Source organism: Ensifer sp. 38_S197, from assembly GCF_056924495.1.
This window is the reverse complement of the sequence record NZ_JBXOVZ010000002.1, coordinates 3,631,003-3,650,598: the sequence shown is the minus strand read 5'-3', so window position 1 is coordinate 3,650,598 and position 19,596 is coordinate 3,631,003. Positions and strand designations below refer to the sequence as shown.

Annotated in this window: 21 protein-coding genes and 1 riboswitch; of the genes, 12 read left to right on the top strand and 9 right to left on the bottom strand. The window is 63.4% G+C overall.

What is annotated here, in order from left to right; genetic code table 11:
* Positions 1–733: 733 nt before the first annotated feature.
* Together AC1Z3V_RS30730 and AC1Z3V_RS30725 are read left to right on the top strand one after the other, a co-directional pair.
* A complete protein-coding gene (locus AC1Z3V_RS30730) occupies positions 734–1,087 on the top strand; it encodes a hypothetical protein (RefSeq protein WP_483503776.1) in 354 nt (117 codons plus the stop codon).
* A gap of 168 nt (positions 1,088–1,255) precedes the next feature.
* The gene (locus AC1Z3V_RS30725) at positions 1,256–2,272 is read left to right on the top strand and encodes a glycoside hydrolase family 26 protein (protein ID WP_483503774.1); all 1,017 of its coding nucleotides are present in this window, start codon (positions 1,256–1,258) and stop codon (positions 2,270–2,272) included.
* A gap of 224 nt (positions 2,273–2,496) precedes the next feature.
* On the opposite strand, the gene AC1Z3V_RS30720 is transcribed toward AC1Z3V_RS30725, so the two are convergent.
* The 3 genes from AC1Z3V_RS30720 to AC1Z3V_RS30710 all read right to left on the bottom strand — a co-directional run bounded on the left by AC1Z3V_RS30720 (position 2,497) and on the right by AC1Z3V_RS30710 (position 4,460).
* Positions 2,497–2,736 (bottom strand): DUF982 domain-containing protein, encoded by a 240-nt coding sequence (locus AC1Z3V_RS30720; protein WP_173517321.1) that lies wholly within the window; start codon positions 2,734–2,736, stop codon positions 2,497–2,499.
* Positions 2,737–2,864: 128 nt separating this feature from the next.
* A complete protein-coding gene (locus AC1Z3V_RS30715; RefSeq protein WP_483503772.1) occupies positions 2,865–3,575 on the bottom strand; it encodes a GntR family transcriptional regulator in 711 nt (236 codons plus the stop codon).
* Between the two features lie 90 nt (positions 3,576–3,665).
* On the bottom strand, positions 3,666–4,460 hold the full coding sequence (locus tag AC1Z3V_RS30710) for a DUF1194 domain-containing protein (protein ID WP_429806358.1): 795 nt from the start codon (positions 4,458–4,460) through the stop codon (positions 3,666–3,668).
* Positions 4,461–4,617: 157 nt separating this feature from the next.
* Between AC1Z3V_RS30710 and AC1Z3V_RS30705 the strand changes: the two genes are divergently transcribed.
* Together AC1Z3V_RS30705 and AC1Z3V_RS30700 are read left to right on the top strand one after the other, a co-directional pair.
* On the top strand, positions 4,618–5,925 hold the full coding sequence (locus AC1Z3V_RS30705) for a glucoamylase family protein (protein WP_483503770.1): 1,308 nt from the start codon (positions 4,618–4,620) through the stop codon (positions 5,923–5,925).
* Entirely contained in the window at positions 5,926–6,771 is an 846-nt protein-coding gene (locus AC1Z3V_RS30700) for a ferric iron reductase (RefSeq protein WP_483503768.1), read from the top strand.
* Between the two features lie 50 nt (positions 6,772–6,821).
* On the opposite strand, the gene AC1Z3V_RS30695 is transcribed toward AC1Z3V_RS30700, so the two are convergent.
* The 3 genes from AC1Z3V_RS30695 to AC1Z3V_RS30685 form a co-directional block, all read right to left on the bottom strand.
* On the bottom strand, positions 6,822–7,619 hold the full coding sequence (locus AC1Z3V_RS30695) for a CbtA family protein (protein WP_483503766.1): 798 nt from the start codon (positions 7,617–7,619) through the stop codon (positions 6,822–6,824).
* A 197-nt stretch (positions 7,620–7,816) separates the two neighbouring features.
* A complete protein-coding gene (locus AC1Z3V_RS30690; protein ID WP_173517316.1) occupies positions 7,817–7,993 on the bottom strand; it encodes a CbtB domain-containing protein in 177 nt (58 codons plus the stop codon).
* 42 nt (positions 7,994–8,035) lie between these two features.
* A riboswitch (cobalamin riboswitch) is annotated at positions 8,036–8,299 on the bottom strand.
* The gene (locus tag AC1Z3V_RS30685) at positions 8,298–8,990 is read right to left on the bottom strand and encodes a TetR/AcrR family transcriptional regulator (protein WP_483503764.1); all 693 of its coding nucleotides are present in this window, start codon (positions 8,988–8,990) and stop codon (positions 8,298–8,300) included. (Overlaps the previous riboswitch by 2 nt.)
* 98 nt (positions 8,991–9,088) lie before the next feature.
* Between AC1Z3V_RS30685 and AC1Z3V_RS30680 the strand changes: the two genes are divergently transcribed.
* A complete protein-coding gene (locus AC1Z3V_RS30680) occupies positions 9,089–9,919 on the top strand; it encodes an NAD(P)H-binding protein (protein ID WP_483503762.1) in 831 nt (276 codons plus the stop codon).
* A complete protein-coding gene (locus AC1Z3V_RS30675; protein WP_483503760.1) occupies positions 9,916–10,395 on the top strand; it encodes an anthrone oxygenase family protein in 480 nt (159 codons plus the stop codon). Before AC1Z3V_RS30680 ends, AC1Z3V_RS30675 begins: the two co-directional genes overlap by 4 nt.
* A gap of 58 nt (positions 10,396–10,453) precedes the next feature.
* On the opposite strand, the gene AC1Z3V_RS30670 is transcribed toward AC1Z3V_RS30675, so the two are convergent.
* Positions 10,454–11,248 (bottom strand): crotonase/enoyl-CoA hydratase family protein, encoded by a 795-nt coding sequence (locus tag AC1Z3V_RS30670; RefSeq protein WP_483503758.1) that lies wholly within the window; start codon positions 11,246–11,248, stop codon positions 10,454–10,456.
* Between the two features lie 82 nt (positions 11,249–11,330).
* Here AC1Z3V_RS30670 and AC1Z3V_RS30665 point away from each other — a divergent pair, with 82 nt between their 5' ends.
* The 3 genes from AC1Z3V_RS30665 (at position 11,331) to AC1Z3V_RS30655 (ending at position 13,313) form a co-directional block, all read left to right on the top strand.
* On the top strand, positions 11,331–11,936 hold the full coding sequence (locus AC1Z3V_RS30665; RefSeq protein WP_483504184.1) for a TetR/AcrR family transcriptional regulator: 606 nt from the start codon (positions 11,331–11,333) through the stop codon (positions 11,934–11,936).
* Between the two features lie 111 nt (positions 11,937–12,047).
* Positions 12,048–12,398, top strand: coding sequence for a VOC family protein (locus AC1Z3V_RS30660; RefSeq protein WP_483503756.1), 351 nt, complete (start codon positions 12,048–12,050; stop codon positions 12,396–12,398).
* 324 nt (positions 12,399–12,722) lie between these two features.
* Positions 12,723–13,313, top strand: a complete 591-nt coding sequence (locus tag AC1Z3V_RS30655; protein WP_483503754.1) for a YajG family lipoprotein — start codon at positions 12,723–12,725, stop codon at positions 13,311–13,313.
* A gap of 135 nt (positions 13,314–13,448) precedes the next feature.
* On the opposite strand, the gene AC1Z3V_RS30650 is transcribed toward AC1Z3V_RS30655, so the two are convergent.
* Positions 13,449–14,732: a cystathionine gamma-synthase family protein gene (locus AC1Z3V_RS30650; protein WP_483503752.1), complete on the bottom strand. Its 1,284-nt coding sequence runs from the start codon at positions 14,730–14,732 to the stop codon at positions 13,449–13,451.
* Between the two features lie 125 nt (positions 14,733–14,857).
* On the opposite strand from AC1Z3V_RS30650, the gene AC1Z3V_RS30645 reads away from it, so the two are divergent.
* The 3 genes from AC1Z3V_RS30645 (at position 14,858) to AC1Z3V_RS30635 (ending at position 18,659) form a co-directional block, all read left to right on the top strand.
* Entirely contained in the window at positions 14,858–15,316 is a 459-nt protein-coding gene (locus AC1Z3V_RS30645) for an Lrp/AsnC family transcriptional regulator (RefSeq protein WP_483503750.1), read from the top strand.
* A gap of 220 nt (positions 15,317–15,536) precedes the next feature.
* On the top strand, positions 15,537–16,826 hold the full coding sequence (locus tag AC1Z3V_RS30640) for a mechanosensitive ion channel family protein (protein ID WP_483503748.1): 1,290 nt from the start codon (positions 15,537–15,539) through the stop codon (positions 16,824–16,826).
* 147 nt (positions 16,827–16,973) lie between these two features.
* The gene (locus AC1Z3V_RS30635; protein ID WP_483503746.1) at positions 16,974–18,659 is read left to right on the top strand and encodes an alpha/beta hydrolase; all 1,686 of its coding nucleotides are present in this window, start codon (positions 16,974–16,976) and stop codon (positions 18,657–18,659) included.
* Here the strand turns inward: AC1Z3V_RS30635 and AC1Z3V_RS30630 are convergent.
* Complete coding sequence (locus AC1Z3V_RS30630) at positions 18,653–19,525, bottom strand: LysR family transcriptional regulator (protein WP_483503744.1); 873 nt, start codon at positions 19,523–19,525, stop codon at positions 18,653–18,655. The two genes, AC1Z3V_RS30635 and AC1Z3V_RS30630, sit on opposite strands and share 7 nt — an antisense overlap.
* Between the last annotated feature and the right edge of the window lie 71 nt (positions 19,526–19,596).

Genomic DNA, 19,596 nt, shown 5'->3' with positions numbered 1-19,596 from the left:
CCTCCATTTCACAATCTGGGCGTTGGAAACTCAATGATGTTGAATGCGTCGCGTGAGCGGTGGGCGCCCGGTTGGCCGAGCAAATAGTGCCTTACGATTGCGAGGCGTGTCAGCCTGGTCCGGTCTTTGCCTGACCGCTTGGCTCTGACCAAAAAGATGCCCGCAGGACGCGGGCAGTTTTGGAGTGGGCGCATACGCTCAAACATGTTGCGCCTGGCACCAAGGTGGCTGCCAGAGGTCAACGAACTGTAAATGCGCGGTGGCTAAAAATGAGGAATGGGGCGGTACTAGCGTTCCGATACCGTGCCGCTTGAGCGGTCGGCGCGGTGGATGGGGCGGCTTTGCCGTCGATTTTCCGCTTTCGCTCGAAATTTTTCCGTATGAACCGTTCGGCGATGCCGCTCCGCATCCACCACCGGGCGTGGTAGCCGGCGGAGTGGGCGGGGTGACTGATGGCGGGCGGGTTCGCCTTCGTGCCTGCTATCGGGCAAGCGTTTGGTTTTCCTGTTTTGTCTTGCCGATCCTCGTGCCGACGCGCGGTGCGCGGTGCGCGGCCAATGGCCAGCCGCATTGGCACTTGGGCGAGTGCCCTTGGCTGCAACCTCCGGAAGAAGTTACTAAGAAAGAAAGTGTTAATTTAAGCAATTTATAATGGAGGAGGGGTTGAACATTGCCGCCATATAGCCCAAAGGAGGCACCGGGCGGTCGTGGCCGCTAATTCGAAAGGATGCTTATGCGAGATAACACCGCATGTGCCGGCGCGCGCCGCACCACCATTTCGGGTTTCAAGTATCTCGTACCGACCGCTTCCATTCTTGGCCTTCTGCTGCTTTCCGCCGGCTGCTCGTCGACGGTGATCGGTGAAACGCCGCTGTTCACCTCGAGCCATTCCAGCGCCTATGCCAGCCCTTCGGTGAAGCTCCGCAAGGAGGAGAAGCAGTTGCGGGTCGCCGAGGCCGATGAGGATGTGGTTGCGCCGCAGCCCGTGCGGAAGAGCACGGCCGCCTATCTCGGCCGCGCTCCCTATATCTGCTCGCCGAGCGGCTTCGGCCGTACGTCGCACTGCTTCCTGAGAGCTTCGCTCTAACGGGACTGTCTCCTTGCGAGTTTGCGCAATTCCAGGGCTGTGAGGCCGCCGGGGGATCGCCTGGCGATCGGCCGGTTCCCTCCTTGGCGGCGACCTTCCGACCGCCGCATGCGTGACGTGTCCGGTTTCATTTGCGGCGTCTGCGGACGATCCGCCGGAGAATGTTCGTTGTCTGCCAAAGTTTTGAGATCAGCCCTTGCCGCGGGAACCCTGGCGCTTCTCGCCGTCACCGGAACACCAGCGGCGCGCGCGGATGATCCGGCGGACGGCATCGACCGAAGGCTGACGACGGCGGCGATCGAGCCGCAGGCGAAGGCCGCGACCGAGCGGGCGGTTGCCATCGGCGTCTACGACCCGCATGACGCCGTTGCCGACAGCGACGCGCTGGAGCTCGAACATGTCTTCGTCTACTGGCAGAAGCCGGACCGGGCGCTCTTAAAGCGCAAGATCGCGATCGCCGCGCGGCATGGCCGGGCGCTGATGCTCTCGGTCGAGCCCTATACCCACGCCGCCGACTGGCGTGCCGGCGGTGAGAAGCTCTTTGCCGATATCGGCAAGGGCCGCTTCGATCGCGAGATTGGCGACGTCTGCGCCCGGGCCGCGGCCTTCGAAGGCCCGATCTATGTGCGCTGGGGCCACGAGATGGAGGATCCCGATGGCCGCTATCCCTGGGCCCGCCGCGACAAGGACGGCTACAAGACGGCATTCCGCTATTTCGTGGCGAGATGCCGGGAGCTCGCGCCCAAGGCGCGGTTCGTCTGGTCGCCGAAGGGCCAGCGCAATCTCGCCGGCTATTATCCGGGCGACGATGTCGTCGATGTCGTCGGCATCCCCGTCTGGGGCCTGCAGAAGATGGACGTCGACTATTGGGGGCGCGAGCGCCGCTTCAGCGAGGCGCTGAACGAAAAATATCAGCGTGTCGCCGGCTTCGGCAAACCGATCATGATCGCCGAACTCGGCGTCTCGGGCTCGGCCGATTACAAGCGCGCCTGGTACAAGGAAATCCTCGATCAGCGGACCTATCGGCGGGCTTTTCCGCTGCTGACCACCGTCGTGTTCTTCAACGACAGGGAGCCCTACAAGTGGCCGCTCGGCTACGGCTCGCCGGACTGGCGGCTCGACAAGGAAGCGCTGAAGGCGCTTGCCGGCCGTCAGACGAAGGAAGCGGCCGAACTCGCCGACTGATTGACGGTTTCATTCGTCAAGGCGTGATGGCTTGGGGATCTGTGGCGCCCTACTGCATGACTCCTTCAATCGATCTCGATTTAAGGACAAAGACATGCAGCAAATCAAAGTGCTGCAGCGACCTTTGCGCGTCTGGCAAGACGCGCGGCGCTGTGGGGCGATGCGCCGATCGTCCTTCGGCGCATCGTGAGAGACTGGTCCACGGGACCTTGGGGAATTCCGCGTCAGGTCAAAAGCAGGCCCGATTCGCGGGCAGCGGCCGCAAAGCAGCGGCTGGCCCGTTCGGTACTCGTCAATCCGTCCAGCGCGTCCAGGCAGCGCCTGAGAGCCGCGCGATACTCCCGTCCGCGGCGCCCCGGCCATTGCCGCAGCAACTCGACGGCTTCGAAGACCGTTCTGACGACGGTCTGCCGTTTTGCGGATAACCGGAGGGGGATGGGAGTGGCGAAGAATTTCTCGCTCATTTGCTTTCCTCGTTCTCAGTCTTTTTCGAGCGCGAGGCCAACGCTGTCGTGCGGGAATGGTTCCGCGGGATCACCGACTTTTTTCGGCACATAACCCTTTTGTGATTCCCGGAGCGCTGGAGCGGATTCTAAAGCTCGAGTGCAGCCTTGAGGTCGGTCGATTTGTGGGTGCGAAGGTCGAGGTCGGCTTCGATGTGGTCGATATGATGGATCATCAGTCTGGCGGCGGCGTCGATGTCGCCGCGTTCCAGCGCGTTGACGATCTCGTCGTGCTCGCTATGGCCGCAGCTCGAAACGGTCGACTGGCCGTAGAGCGCGATGACGAGTGACGAGCGGGCGACGAGCTCGTCCATGAAGCGGCGGAGAATGGCGTTGCCGCTGAGGTCGGCGAGCGCCAGGTGAAAGTCGCCCGACGCCTTGATCTCGGCGCGCCTGGCCGAATGGCCGCGCTGTTCGGTTAGCTGCCGTTCGGCAGCAAGCATGCGCCGGAGCTCGGCGAGCTCGGTCTTGCCGATATTCGCCGCTGCGGCGCGCACGATCCCGGGCTCGATCAGCCGGCGGGTAGCGAAGATCTGGCGTGCCTCTTCAATCGAGGGATGGGCGACGAAGGCGCCACGGTTCTTCTCGACATTGACGAGGCCTTCATAGGAAAGCGCTTGAAGGGCTGCGCGCACCAATGTGCGGCTGACATTGAAGAGTTCGCCGACATCGCTTTCCGAAAGCTTGGTGCCAGGCGCAAGCCGCCGTTCGACGATCGCGTCGCGCAACGTATCGCGGATATGCTGGCTGCCGGTGTCTGTGGCCATCTCGGCCGGTGGGGGCGTAGTGGTCAAGGACATGAATCGATCCGCGAAGCAATGGTTCATCTTATCGTCGGGCGGGGCGAAGGGAAACGACAATCTGTCGCGCATGGGTTGCGCGCCGAGGGGTTACTTGTCGAGCTCGGGATAGACGCGGTCGAGGAAGCCGGGCCGGAGTTTCTCGCCGATCAGGCAATCGGGCGTCGGGAGGGCATCGACATACCGCACGGTTGGCGGTGGCGGCAGGCCGCTCACTTCGAGCACGAGCTTCTGGCGGATGGCGATGGAAAAATCTTCCGGCTCGTGTACCGGCAGCACGAAAGACCCGGGGCCACCGATGACGCATTCGGCATAATACTGGTCGAGTGGGCCGGTCGAGACCGAGGGGCGGATGAGGATCGCAAGCCCGTTGATGGTGATGCCGCGGGCGACCGCCGTCTCGCGGGCGGGAATGACCGGCGGGCCGATATTGTTCGGGCCATCGCCGGAGATGTCGATTACCCGGCGTATGCCGTTGAAGGCGTTCGAATCGATCAGCGCCGTACCGTAGATGATTGCGTTCGAGATCGACGTGCCGCGCCGGGTGCCCACCGGACGCGCCTCGATCCGCTTGGCAAAGGCATCGGCATCGGCGGCGGTGGAGATCACTTGCCAGGCGACGACGGAGGATTCGTTAACCGTCCCGGCCCATTCGAAATAGCCGATGGCGATCTTGCCCAGCTGCCCGCTTGCGACGGCATCGAGGAAGTCGCGGTGCCGGAGCGCCTCGACGTAACCGGCGCGCTGGATGCGCGCCTCATCCAGATCCATCGAGCCGGACATGTCGACGGCCAGGATCAATTCGACATCGACATCCGTCGGCGCGGCGGTCGATGGGCTCGGGCCGCCGCTCAATGAGAGGATCAACGCCAACACGCTCAACATCGCTTCAACCAGTCATTGCGCGCGGTCAGATGAGAAGAATGTAACACAGGATTGGCTTTCGGCGACCATTTGGGTGTAGTTGGCCTTCAACAAAGAGTGATTTGCCGGGGTTCGCCCCGAAATGCCTGCGCGCCGGGGACGGGGCTGGAAAGGCGGAATGCTGACGCCGACGGAAAATGCCGAGCTATTTCAGATCGATAGCCTGCAGCGGGCGGCGTTCGGGTATTTTCTCGACCATGCCGATCCGGCCACCGGGCTGATCGCGGACACGTCGCTTCCCGGCGCGCCCTCGAGCATCGCGGCGACGGGTTTTGGCCTTTCCTGCTATCCTATCGGCGTCGAGCGCGGCTGGATCTCGCGCCGCGAGGCAAGCCGGCGGGTCTTGACCGCGCTGCGCTTCCTGAGCGAGAGCGCGCAGTCCCGCGACCAGCGGGCGAGCGGCCATCGCGGCTTCTACTATCATTTCCTCGATATGCGGACCGGCGAGCGCACCTGGCGCAGCGAGCTCTCAACCGTCGACACGGCGCTGCTGATCGCCGGATGCCTGACGGCTTGCGCCTATTTCTCCGGCGAGGACGCGGTTGAAGGCGAGATCCGCAGGCTTGCCGAAAGGCTCTATGCGCGCGTCGACTGGCACTGGGCGCTGAACCGGAGTGACACGCTGACGATGGGCTGGCGCCCGCCCGGCCGGTTCCTGAAACATCGCTGGCGGGGGTATAGCGAAGCGCTGCTCCTCTATGTGTTGGCGCTTGGGGCGACGGATCATGCCATCGGACCCGAGCACTACGACGCCTTCACCGAGGGCTATGACTGGATCCCGGTTGATGGGGAGCCGCATCTTCATGCGGCGCCACTGTTCATCCACCTGTTCCCGCAGGCCTGGCTCGATCTTCGCGCAGTCGGCGATCGGCCGATGCGGGAGAGGAGGACGGACTATTTCGCGAACGCCCGGCGCGCCATTGCGTTGCAGCGCGACCATGCGCGCCGGAATTCGGGCCGCTTCGCCGGCTATGGCGAACAGCTCTGGGGGCTCAGTGCCTGTCACGCGCCGCGCGGCCGGCTGCGCCTTGCGGACGGACGCTGGCAGCGGCTTTTCGGCTACGCCAACCGGGGCGCGCCGTTCGGACTGGATGACGGCACGCTCGTGCCCTGGGCAGCGCCCGCCTGCCTGCCGTTCGATCCGGACGCGTCACGCGCGGCACTCAGCCATATCGCAGCCAGCTATCCCGGACTTCTGAAAGAGGGGCGCCTGCCGGGCGGCTTCAATCCGAGCCTTCCCGGCGATGGACCGGAAGGCTGGATCGACGAGCGCGTCGTCGGCCTTGACCAGGGGCTCGTCGTGATGATGATCGAGAATTGGCGGAGCGGCTTTGTCTGGAAGCTGACACGCAGCCTGCCGGCGATCCGGCGCGGTCTCGAACGCGCGGGATTTGAGGGCGGTTGGCTGGCGACGGAGACGGCATGAATGGGCGAGCGCCGGCAGACAGCAGAAACTGCAGGGAAATATCCGCCGCAGCTGCTGGCGGCGGTCGAGCGGTTGCGCACGCAGTTTCCTGACGCCGGGGTTTCGCTCGAAGTGGGCGAAAGCGCCTTCGGCACGCCGGGCGCCTTCTGGGCCATGGGCGGGGCAGGGGTGGAGCAGAGCCTTGCCTATCAGGACGTTTTCGCCATCGGCATGACGGACCGGATCCGCGCGGCGCATCTGATCGCCTTTTATAGTCGGCAACTGAGTGTGGTTCTCGGCGCATTCTATCTCGGGGCGGGGCTTCACGCAGAAATCGCCGGCATTCGCTTCGAGGACTGGGCTCGGCTGCACGAGGGGCGGGAGATTGCCGGCAAGCGCTATCATTTCCATCTTGGTCGGCTGACCGCGGTGCCGCAGGCGAGCGAAGGCGGCAGCACTTTCGAGCGCGGCTTCACCGCCCATCTGGCGCCGGTCGTCGCAGTCTTGAAACGGCGGACGGGGCTTTCCTCCGGAGCGCAGTGGCGGCTGGCGGCAGATTCGCTTGCCGGTGCCTTTCTGGAGATCGGGCGCGCGATCGGCGACGAGGCGCGCTGCATGGCCGAGGCGCTGGCCATCGTCAAAAGGCCCGGGTCGCGGCTGTTCTCGGAAGAACTCTGCTACGAGGAGATCTCGGCAATCGATCCGGCAAGCAGCGAGCGGCTGTCGCGCCAGTACAGGATACGCTGCGGTTGCTGCCTCTATTTCCGAGCGGAAGGTGGCAGCTTCTGCGACACCTGCGTGCTGCTCGAGCCGGACGATCGTCGCGAAAGGCTGGCAGCCCATCTCATGCAAAACGGCGGGGGCTGAACCCCGCCGCCTGCTTGTTCAGGTTCCCATGGAGCATGGGATCGGCCGGATCAGTTCGCCCTGGCGAAACGCTCGTTGATGAAGCCGGAAACGACGCCGAGCACGATCCAGAAGGCAAGCGTGGTGGCGAGGGCGGCGACGGCAAATTCGGCGCCGAGCACGGCCGGGACGTTGCTGGAAATATCGAGCGGTTGCGGTGCGCCGTAGACATGCGGCGCGGCGATCAGCGCGAGGCCGACGACCTTTGCGACGATCTCCTCGCGCAGGACGACGAGATAGAGGCCGATGGCTGAGAGGGCGACGGTTGCCAGCCACCACGTCTGGCGATCGCCGAGCTCGGCGGCCGGGAAGCCCGGCAATTCCGGCGGCAGGCCGATCGCCGGCAACATGTGCACCGCGAGCCAGCCGCAGGCGCCCCAGAGCGCACCGTTCCTCAGCGTGATCGGATAGCCGATCACCAGGCTGACGCCGGCCAGCAGCAGGCCGAAGCCGGAGCCGGTGACGAGGTTCGCCATCAGCGTGCCCGAGAAGCGGCTGAGGCCGAACATGATGCCGCCTTCCTCGTGTTCGCCCTCATGGGCATAGGCCGGCGTGATCGGCGACAGCGCATCGAGCACTGCGCCGAGCGGCGAGACCGCCTTCAGCGACGAATGCTGATCGTGCCCTTCTGCGGCCGGCTGCGCCGCCCCCGGCTGGCCGGCGGGCTGCTCGGTGGTCGCCGGAGCCTCGCCTTCGAATTGTTCCGCATGCAGGATCAGCGGCGTAACCCGGAGTTCCTGGGCGCCGGTCATGAAGACGCCGGCAATCAGTCCAGCCACGATCGCGGCCAGAAGCGTTCTGACAATCATGTCGAATTCCCTCGATAACGACAAAAGCCACGCACTCTGGCGTGGTTTGCAAGCCTTTTCGTTCTTTCTGCCGTGCGGATGAACCTGGTGTGCCGGACGAACCGGCATGCACAAACACCGACATCCGGCACAGGCCGGATGCGTTCAGGTCCGCAGACACGTGGATGCGGAACGTGAGCTACGTTCCGAGACATCGTTTAGTGGCAGGGGAAGCCGTAGGAATGGCGGGTGTCGTGCGCGGTGTCGTGCAGCACGGCCGAATTGGCAAGGCCGGCGCCGAAGACGAGGAATGCGCCGATGAGAAGCGCGATGACGCCAGCGGTCAGACGATCGCTGAGGGAGAGCGGGGTGCTCGAAATAGTAGACGTAGCCATGACAACCTCCGTGATGGCATCGGGAAATTCCCGGTGTGGGCCCTATGCCCGTATCGAGTGGCAGGTTTCCTGGCTCACGGCGCTGGGCGGAATGCCCGGGATCTGCCTCGCCTTCCCAGTCCGACCACCCTCTCGGGGTCTCTTCCAGTGGCTTCTCCCGGATCGCTCCGGAACGGCAAGATCGACGTCGCTCTACAGTCGCGGGGTCGGCCGTGATTTGAATGCCCAGCTTGGGTCCATCCGTCACGTTCCCGTTTACTCCCGACACACGTTCGCGTCTCGGGAACCAATCGATCCCTGATGATTATGAGCGTGTCATGGCGTTGTCAATTGAGCCTGCGCCGCCGGCCGCTTCATCAGCGACAAAATCGCGAAGGATCATCTGCTTGTAGGCCTCGACGATGCGGTTGCCCTCGGCGCGGTCGACCGAGATTGCGAGCCGCATCGTGCATTCGCCGAGATACATGATCAGGAACGCGGCCTCGTCGATCGCAGCGCGTGGGCGTTGCGGCTGGAGCCGGGCGAGGACATCGGCGAGCAGACGGCCGGTCATGCGGCTTTCTTCCAGTTCGATCTGTCTCAGCGTCTTGTCGGCCTGCATCGCCGACCAGATGTCGCGCATCACCGGTTCGGCGAGGAACATGTCGTAATAGGTATCGAAGAGCGCGCCGAAGGCGTCGCGCAGTTCTGCCATCGACGTCACCTTGGCGAATTCGCCCTCGATGCACTCGCGGGAATAGGCGTTGTAGCGCTCGGCGAGCGTGCGCACGATCGCCGCCTTGTCCGGGAAATACTGATACAGCGATCCGATCGAAATTCCTGCCTTTTCCGCCACTTCGCTCATGCGCATGGCATCGCTGCCCTTCTCGGCGATGAGCACGGAGGCGCAGGTGAGGATGTGCTCGACGCGCTCCCGGCTGCGCTTCTGGCTGGGCGTGCGGCGCAGCGCAGTGTCGTCGTCGCCTGCAATCGGCAGGGTGCCTGTCGGCTCAATCATGAGTAATCCTCACATTTTGTCTTGACTCCCAAAATACGAGGATTTATCACATTTGCAAATGTGAGGATTACTCATATTTAAAACCAGGAGGAAAGATCATGTCTGGCAAGGTTACACTGGTGCTGGGTGGTACGGGCAAGACGGGGCGCCGCGTTGCGGAGCGGCTGCGCGCCAAGGGTGTCACGGTGCGCATCGGCGCGCGCTCGGCCAAGCCGCCCTTCGACTGGAACGACGAGACGACCTGGGCGCCGGTGCTCGAGAATGTCGAGCGCATCTATGTCAGCTATCAGCCGGATCTCGCCGTGCCCGGCGCGGTCGAGGCGATCCGCCGCTTTTCCGCGCTTGCGGTCCGTTCCGGTATCAAGCGCCTCGTGCTGCTTTCGGGGCGCGGCGAGGACGCGGCGCAGGCGACCGAACGCGAATTGCAGGCATCGGGCGCCGACTGGACGATCATTCGGGGGAGCTGGTTCTTCGAGAATTTCAGCGAAGCCTTCCTGATGGATGCGGTTCGCGGCGGCATGATCTACCTGCCGCCGGACGCGGTCACCGAACCGTTTGTCAGCGCCGATGACATCGCCGATGTCGCCGTGCTTGCGCTCCTCGACGACGCGCATGTCGGCAAGATCTACGAACTGACAGGGCCGCGGCTGCTGACCTTCGCCGAGGCCGTCGCGGAGATCGCCGCGGCATCGGGGCGGCCCATCGGCTACCGGTCCGTGCCGCTTGCGGATTTCGTGGCGCAGATGCGAGCCGAGGGGCTGCCGGATGACTATGTCGAACTCATCCGCTATCTCTTCTCGTCCGTGCTCGACGGGCGCAATTCCAGCCTGACGTCCGATATCGAGCGCGTGCTTCTGCGCCGGCCGCGCGACTTCGCCGTCTATGCCCGGGAAACCGCAGCAACCGGTGTCTGGAGTATCGCCGCATGATCCCGCTGATTCCCGCTTTGGCCTTCGTCGCCGCCATCGGTTCCGGCCTGATGGCCGGCCTGTTCTTCATCTTCTCGGTCTGCATCATGCAGGCCCTGTCGCGGCTGCCGCCGGAGCAGGGGATCGCCGCGATGAACGCGATCAATGTCGTCATCCAGAACCCGATCTTCCTCAGCGCCTTCATGGGCACGGCGCTGATCGGCCTGGCGCTGGTGGTCATGGCCTTCCTCTCGGGCGGTGAAGGCAGGTGGCTGCTCGCGGCCGGTGGCATCGCCTATGTCGTCGGCGTGCTCCTGGTAACGATCATCTTCAACGTGCCGATGAACGATGCGCTCGCCGCTGCGGCACCCGGCCAGGCGGCGGCCGATCTCTGGCAGCAGCGCTATCTTACCGATTGGGTCTGCTGGAACCATGTGCGTACCGTCGCCTCGATCGGCTCGCTGGCGCTCTTCATCCTCGGCTTCGCCCGCGCCTGACGAATAGCGGCGGCAAGGCCTTCGCGCCGTGCCGCCGTTTGCCGTGCTGACGAGACGCTCAGCGTGTCGGGCCGTCCTCGTGGACGCGCCGTCCCTTCCAGGCGGCAAGCGCGTCCGAGAGATCGTCGGTCGGCACCATCTGGGCGAATTGTTCGCTCTCGACCAGCAGCCCCTCCGCTATCGACATGTTGAGGCCGCGGGTGACGGCGGTGATGATCGAGCGAACGGCAAGTGGCGAATAGCCCATGATGCGCCTGGCCAGGTCACGGGCCGCAGGGATCAGCGCCTCATGGGCGACAACCCGGTTGATGAGCCCCATCTCCAGTGCGTGCTCGGGCGAGAAGTCCTCTCCTGTCAACAGGAGTTCGAGCGCGCGCTTGCGGCCGGCAAGGCGCGGCAGGCGCTGGGTGCCGCCGAAGGTCGGCGGCATGCCGAGCTTGATCTCGGGCTTGGCGAAGCGCGCCCTGTCGCTGGCGATGGCCAGATGCACGGCCTCGGTGATCTCGCAGCCGCCGCCATAGGCGATGCCGTTGACGGCGGCGATGACCGGCTTTGGAAAGGCTTCGAGCCGGGCCGTCAGCCGTTGGCCGCGGCGGACGAAATCGCGCACGGCGGGGTTCACGCCCTTGGCCACGCTTTCGGAAAATTCATGGATATCGCCGCCAGCGGAAAAGGCGCGGTCGCCGGCGCCGGTGATGATCACGGCGCCGACATTGTCGTTCACCTCGATCATGTCGAGAAGGACCATGAGGTGGTCGATCAGCTCGTAATTCAGCGCGTTGAGTTTCTCCGGGCGGTTGAGGGTCAGGTGAGCGATCCCCTCGGAAATCTGCATCAGCACGGTATTGGACATGGTTGTTCTCCGGCAGTGGTTGACGCGGGGAGGCTAGGTGAGGGAAGATGTCATGTATATTCACTAGTCGGTATACATCGTGATGGCGAAAGCAGAGAAATCGACCCGGGATGTGATCGTCGCCGCTGCGGCAAGGCTCTTTTATGCCGAGGGCATCCGTGCCGTCAGCGTCGACGCGGTGGCCGAAGAGGCGGGGGTAACGAAGCGCACGCTCTACTACCACTTCGACAGCAAGGACGATCTGATCGCGGCCTATCTCGAAGGCCGAGACCAGCCCAATCTGAAACTCTTCCAGAAGTGGTTCGCCGAGGCCGAAGGCGAACTGGCGGCGAAGGTTGACGCGATCTTCGTCAACCTCGCGCGGGCGGCGCGCCATCCGAAGTGGAAAGGCTGCGGCTTCCTGCGTACCTCCGCCGAACTTGCCAACATGCCGGGGCATCCGGCGATCCGTATCGGTGCCGCTCACAAGAAGAAGTTCGAGGTCTGGATGGCCGAGACCCTTGCCGATGCCGGGGCGTCCGAACCCGCCCTGCTGGCGAAACAGATCCTGCTGCTTCTCGACGGCAGTTTTGCCGTGGTGCTGCTGCATCGTGACGCCGGCTACATGGAGGCAGCCGGCAAGGCGGCGGCCTCACTGGTGCGAGCGGCGCTTGCTCGCGCCAACCCAAAGGCGTTGTCGGTGCTGTAAGGCGAGACGCGGTTTCCGCTTCAAACGGACGCAATTGGCGGGCAGTATAGGCTGCATCATCAACGGCAGAACAACCTGTGAGCGCGGGCACGCCGCGAAAAAGGGAAAACCATGACCGTCAAGCGTATCGTCTCGAACCTCTACGCCCCGGACCCGCAGGCGGCGCGCGCCTTCTATGGCGACCTGCTGGAACTGGACGTGGTGATGGATCACGGCTGGATCCTGACCTTCGCCGCCAAGGGCAAGGCCGCGATGCCGCAGCTAAGCATCGCCAGTGAGGGCGGCAACGATACGCCGGTGCCGGTGCTTTCGATCGAAGTCGACGACGTCGACCAAACCTACGCGCGCGCCAAGGCGGCGGGCGCGGAGATCGTCTACGACATCACCAACGAGCCCTGGGGTGTGCGGCGCTTCTTCATGCGCGACCCCTTCGGCAACATCGTCAACATTCTCACGCACTAAAATCTAGAGCGGGACGAGGAAAAGTGCGTGCAGTTTTCTGCGCGCATCCCTTGCCTAGCCCACTTAGACCCTTGAGCGCATGCCAGGGTGGCTGAGCTTGCACATCGACGCGCTCATGCTCCTGAACTACGCCGCCTGAACGGCTCCCGCTTGTCGCTTAACCATCAACGTTATCGCTGAGGTTCGCGGTTCCGGCGTCGGTCGGACCGAAGTGCACGCGGCTCACCATTCGACCAGTTCATCTTAACGTGTGTGATTTGCGGCGCTCCCCGAATAACCTGTTTTGTAATATTGCGAATCAACTCTGGAAATTTGGAGATTCCATTGCTTCGCCGCAGTTTTATTGCCCTTGTCGCGGTGGCTCTTACCGCTTGCGCCACATCCACCATCGATCCGCAGAGGAAGGCCGCCCTAGCCTCCGTCTATTTGGAGCCTGTGCAGTTATCAAAAGCCTCTGTCTTTGGGCCAAATTTAAGTGAGGCAAATGCAAATTCTGGGAAAGTGCCCACCACGGTGGCAGAGGCTACCTCTCGTCTTCAAGAGATAGTGGACACGCGCACAAACCTCCGCGAACTCATCGAGAGTCAGGCGAAGCAAGACCTCATTACCAAGGGATATCGCGTAACAGACGCTGCATCAGGCGCTTCCGCCAAGCTGAAGATCAACGTGTACCATGCATTGAGCGTTCCCATTGGCGATGGGCGAGGGATTGCAATGACCGTCAGCGCTGAGATGGTTCGCTCATCGGACGGCAAACGGTTAATGTTCGCCGGCGAGAGCCAGATCAAGGATTCTGAAGCGAAGGGAGTTCGAATGGCACCCTATGCCGAATGGTTCACAAATGATGATTTCGTCGTCGAGCAGTACCGCTTGGTAGCTCGGCTACTCACGGCTCAGGCCCTTGCGGGCCTATAGGGACTTAAAATTCGTTGGAGGCGACGTCCGGCACCGGATCTGACCCCGCGCGAATGCCGACGTTCTCGCTCGTGTTTCAACTATTAGAATCGATCACGCCTTGCCACCGGAGAACCGGCGGCAAGGCCATGGATGTCAGGCGACCGCCAGGGCGTTGGCGAGATCGGCGACGAGATCGTCCGGATGCTCGATGCCGATCGACAGGCGGATGGTCGATTCGAGCACGCCGATGCGGTGGCGCACTTCGATCGGCACGCCGGAATGGGTCATGGCCGCCGGGTGGCTGGCAAGCGATTCCGTACCACCGAGGCTGACGGCGAGCTTGAAGATCTGTAGCGCATTGAGGAAGCGGAAGGCCGCCTCCTGGCCGCCGGTGATGTCGAAGGAGAAGGTCGAGCCGGCGCCGGTGCATTGGGCCTTGAAGGTGCGGCCGACGGGCGAGGTCTCGTCGTGGAAGGGCAGGTAGTGGATGCGCTCGACCTTCGGGTGCTCGCGCAGGAATTCGGCGACGATGCGGGCATTGTCGTCAGCCTTCTGCATGCGCACCGAGAGCGTTTCCAGCGAACGGCCGAGCATCCAGCAGGAATGCGGATCGAGCTGGGTGCCGATCGCGCCACGCAGCGCCTTTACCTGCTTCATCACGGCCTTCGAGCCGAGGGCGGCGCCGGCGATGAGGTCGGAATGGCCGCCGACATACTTGGTCAGCGAATAGAGCGAGATGTCGGCGCCGTGTTCGATCGGCCGTTGGAAGACGGGCCCGAGCAGCGTGTTGTCGCAGGCGACGATGGGCGTGTGGCCCTGCTTCCTGCCGATCGCATCGGCGACGCGGCGGATCATGGCGACGTCGACGAGGCTGTTCGTCGGGTTCGCCGGCGTTTCCACGAGGATCACCGAGACCCGGCCCTTCGCCATGGCCTCCTCGGCGGCGGCGCTGACGGCCGCCTCGTTGACGCCATCGGCAAAGCCGACGGCCGAGACACCGAGATTGAGGAAGGTTCTGGCGAGCAACGTCTCGGTGCCGCCATAAAGCGGCTGGCTGTGCAGCACCGCGTCACCCGGCTTGACGAAGGCGAGCAGGGTGGTGGCGATCGCCGACATGCCGGAGGAGAACAGCGCGCAGCTTTCGGTACGCTCGTAGACGGCGAGGCGGTCCTCGACGATCTCGCTGTTCGGATGGTTGAAGCGCGAATAGACGAGGCCGGCGCCGACACCCGCGGGCGGCTCGCGGCGGCCGGAGACGAAATCGAAGAAGTCGCGGCCCTCTTCGGCCGAACGGAAGACGAAGGTCGAGGTCAGGAACACCGGCGGCTTGACGGCGCCCTCCGACAGTTCCGGATCGTAGCCATAGTTCAGCATCAGCGTTTCGGGATGCAGCTTGTGGTTTCCGATGTGGGTCTTGGAGGGATGCGGTGCGGTCATGACTTGTCTCCTGAAGGAAGCGGACTCGACTGACAGGCAAATTATATCAGATGCTTGGATCGATCCTTGCTATTTCCGGCCGGATCGCCTTGAGTTGAGCAAAGATTTGGCTGGAAAGAAAAGATATGGCGCAGAAAATTGCCGACGAGACGGATCGCAGAATTTTGAAGGAGCTTGTTGCCGATGCCCGTCTCACCAACAACGAGCTTGCCGAGCGCGTGGGGCTCTCGGCTTCGCCCTGCCTGCGCCGCTTGCGGCGGCTTGAAGAAACCGGCGTTATCAGAGGCTATACGGCGCTGATCGATCCATCGATCGACGGCTGGACGATGACCGCGATTGCCACCGTCAGGCTCAGCCGCCAGCACGAGGACGAGATCGTCATGTTCGAGGAGGCGGTGCGCGGCTGGGACGAGGTGCTCGAATGCCATCTGGTCACCGGCTCACGCGATTATGTGCTGAAGGTGATGAGCGCCGGGCTCGACCACTACGAGCGCTTCATCAAGGAAAAGATCGCGCGGCTCAAATGCGTCGCCTCGATCGAGACGAGCTTCGTCATGAACACGATCAAGGAGCGGCGGATCTAACGTCCATCACGCAATAAATCTTTGAAGACGTTCGACTTTCTCGAGCTTCTGCCATGGTGTTGCGATTACGACGGATCTTGCGGGGGCATTCGAGCTCGAGGGATCCCGACGCAATGGCTGCGCGTGGCGGCTTTGAAAGTGTCAAGGACGCCCTAGATTCAAGGGATTAGGGCGTCCTCCATACGCTCGGTCGGACGCCTGGCTCTCTCGGAGAGAGACGATGGATCTCGTAGAGGCGTTCGACGCCGCCGCTTCCTGGTTGCGGACGGTCCTGCTGAACGAATGGACGTATTATCAGCTTGCCATCATCGTTGCCGGCTACCTGGTCTGCGGCGCGCTGGCAAGGCGGGTAGAGCCGCTGGTCGAAGCCCGTGCCCGCATGATCAAGGGCAATCCCGATTTGCTGCGCGTCATCATCGCCTTCATGCGGCGGCTGCGGTGGCTCTTTCTGATCGTCTGGCTCTGGATCGCCGACGGGATGATATTGCGCTTCGGCTGGCCTTCCTATCGCTGGCTGGTGTCGACCGCGCTGACGTTGACGGCGGCGTGGTTTGTCATCTCGGTCCTCACGCGGATCATCCGCAACCAGATGCTGGCGCGTGTTACCGCTGTCGTGGGCTGGATCTATTTTGCTCTCTACGCAGTCGGATTGGACCGCGTGATCCTGACGACGCTTGATGGCGTTGCGGTCAATCTCGGCGCGGTTCGTCTTTCGCTGCTGCTCGTCCTGAAAGCGATTGTGCTTTCTTCCGCCCTGATCTGGCTTGCAGTGCTGACCGGCAACGTCTCGGCGCACTGGATACAGCGGTCAGCGGATCTCACGCCTTCCTTCAAGGTGCTGATCAGCAAATTGGTCAAGATCGTGCTAATCGGCTTTGCCGGTGCGATTGCGCTCTCCGCAACCGGTATCGACCTGACGGCGCTGACGGTCTTTTCCGGGGCGGTCGGCGTCGGTATTGGCTTCGGTCTACAGAAGGTGGTCTCCAACTTCATCTCCGGCATCATCATCCTGCTCGACAAATCGATAAAGCCGGGCGACACGATCACGCTTGGCGATACCTTCGGCTCCGTGCGCGACCTGCGTTCCCGCTTCGTCTCCGTCATCACCAGGGACGGCCAGGAATACCTCATTCCGAACGAGGACTTCATTTCGCAGCAGGTGGTGAACTGGTCCTTTTCCAGCGACTTCGTCCGCATCGAGGTCAGTTTCGGCACCTCCTATGACAGCGACCCGCACGAGGTGGCTCGCATCGCCATCGCGACGGCCAAATCGATCCCACGGGTTGCGAGCAGCCACTCGGAGCCGGTCTGCTGGATGACCGGCTTCGGTTCGTCGTCGCTCGATTTCAAGCTCAGATTCTGGATTTCCGATCCGAGCAACGGGCTGACCAACATTCGCGGCCAGGTGCTGATCGCGCTTTGGGACGCGTTCAAGGCGGCGGGTATTTCGATCCCGTTCCCGCACCGCGAAATCATCATGAAGACACCCGTAGAGGTCACCCGGGCCTGAGGGGGGCGACCGGCCAAGACCAGCTTGCGTCCGCGCGTCTTCCGGTTGCGGCGATTGACTGGACACGAGTGGAAGGCGACATTGCCGCCGGCGGAACGACCCACGGCCGTTCCGGTGACAGTGTCAGTACAAGTGGGACCCGACGCCATGGAACATCTTCATGAGACACATCTGTCGAGATTGCCGGTCCCGCGTTTTCTTTCGGCGCTCGCGGCATCGTTCTCGACGACGGGTCTGATTGTCGGCGTCTTCTTCTTCGCGATGTCGCTGACGCCGAGCCTGATCCCGCGGCCCTATGCCGTGCAGGCGGTGATCTCCGGCCTGTCGCTTGGCGCGGGCTACGCGATCGGTGTCTTGCTGCGCTGGATCTGGTCCTTGCTCGACCTCCCGGAAATCCGCGGGCGCGCCGGGCTCATGGTGAAGGTGTTTGCCGCGTTCGGCTGCATCGCCGTCGCACTCACCTTCCTCTGGCGCACCGCCTACTGGCAGAACACCGTGCGTCAGATCATGGGGCTTGCTCCGGTCGAAAGCGCCGAGCCGGTCAAGCTCGGGCTGATCGCCGCCCTCGTTTTCGTCGCAATCGTGCTCATCGCGCGCCTGTTCCGGCTGACCTTCCGGTTTCTCACCCGGCGTTTCGAATATGTGCTGACCCGACCGCTGGCGAAGGTTGCCGGCGTGGTCGCGGCGCTGGCGCTCTTCTGGTCGGCCGCCGACGGCGTTATCTTCCGCTTCGCGCTGCATGCGGCCGACAGTTCGTTCCAGCGGCTCGACGCCCTGATCGACCCGGACGTCGCCCCGCCGACCGATCCCTCAAAGACCGGCAGCGGCGCCTCGCTGATGACCTGGGACGCGCTCGGCCGCCAGGGGCGCCAGTTCATCGCCTCCGGCCCAGGAGCCAAGGACATCGGCGCCTTTTTCGGCGGCGGCGCGAAAGAACCCTTGCGGGTCTATGCCGGCCTCAACTCGGCCGAGACCGCCACGGAGCGGGCAAAGCTGGCGCTCGAAGAGCTGAAGCGCGTCGGTGGATTCGAGCGATCGAACCTCTTGATCGTCGTGCCGACCGGCACCGGCTGGATCGACCCACCGGGACTCGATTCGCTCGAATATCTGCTGAAGGGCGACGTCGCGAGCGTTGCGGTGCAGTATTCCTATCTTACGAGCTGGCTGTCGCTGCTGGTCGAGCCGGAATATGGCGCCGAGACCGCGGACGCGCTGTTCGATGCCGTCTACGGTTACTGGACGACCTTGCCCAAGGACAAGCGGCCGAGGCTCTACCTCTATGGCCTCAGCCTCGGCTCGATGAACTCGCAAGGGTCGGTCGATCCCTTCGACATCATCAGCGATCCCTTCCAGGGGGCCCTCTGGGTCGGCTCCCCGTTTCCGACGAAGACCTGGCTGCAGATCACGCGAAACCGCAATCCGGGCTCGCCGGAGTGGCGGCCGCTCTATCGCGACGGTTCGGTTATCCGCTTCACCAACCAGGAGAACGCGCTTGAACTTCCGGGCGCGACGTGGGGCAATGTCCGCATCGTCTACCTGCAATATGCGAGCGACCCGATCACCTTCTTCGATCCCCATTCCTTCTACCGCGAACCGGACTGGATGAAGGCGCCGCGCGGTGCCGATGTCTCTCCGGCGCTGCGCTGGTTCCCGGTCGTCACCATGTTCCAACTGCTCGCCGACATGGCGCTCGCGACAACCTCGCCGATCGGCTACGGCCACGTCTATGCGCCGGAACACTACATCGACGCCTGGATGCAGGTGGTGGCGCCGCCTGGTGTCACCGAGGCGGACGCCGAGCGCTTGAAGGTGCTGCTCAAGGGCCGCTATTGAGACTCGGAAGGCACCGGCAGAGCGGATAGCAGTGCGCCCATCGCGGCGATGATCTTGCGATGCTGGTGAGCGTGACGGGTACGAAGGCTGGTGGCGGCATAGACCGTCTGGGCAATGACCGGCGCATCCGGTATCCGCGCGGCAGATCCATCCGCCGCCAGCCGCTCCGCCGCTGCCGCCGTCACATAGGCTGAGCCGCCGAGGGCTGCGAGCAGCCGGGTGATCGCCATGTTCTGCCCGGCGGAGAGGAGGGCCGCGGAGAGATGCGGCAGGGCCAGGCGGTGGGCGCGATCGAAGGTCGGCGAATAGCTCGAGCGGATATAGCTCTCGGAGCGGACTTCGGAGAGGGTGCGCGCTTCGGTGCTGACCAGCACGTAATGCAGATCGCCGATCCGTTCATAGTAGAGATCGGGCAGGTAGTGGGGGGTGTAGAGGATCGCGAGGTCGAGGTTGCCGGCGCCAAGATCGCGGTTCATCTGGTTGGAGTAATCCGCCTCCATGTAGACCTCGATGCCGGGCATTTCCCGGCGGATCGCCGCCATCCATTCGCCGGCGAAAGCCTCCGCCAGATCGTGCTGGATACCGAGGCGCATCGAGCGCTCCAGCGCCCCGGCATTGGTGACCGCGCGTGTTGCCTCATGCCATTGGTTTTGCAGGGCTTTTGCGTAATCCAGAAAGCGCAGGCCCGCAGCCGTCGGCACCGTGCCGCCCTTGTTGCGGGTGAAGAGCTTGCGGTTGAACTGGGCTTCGAGCGCCTTCACCCTATGCGAGACGGTCGATTGGGTGACGTTCAACCGCTCGGCGGTGCGGTTGAAGGAGCGGCTTTCCATCAGGTCGAGGAAGGTTTCGATCAGCTCTACCTGCATGCCATTCTCTCCCGTTGCAGATTGCTCCAATCTAATCGAATTCGTCGATCAATAAAGCCTGTTTCCTTCGC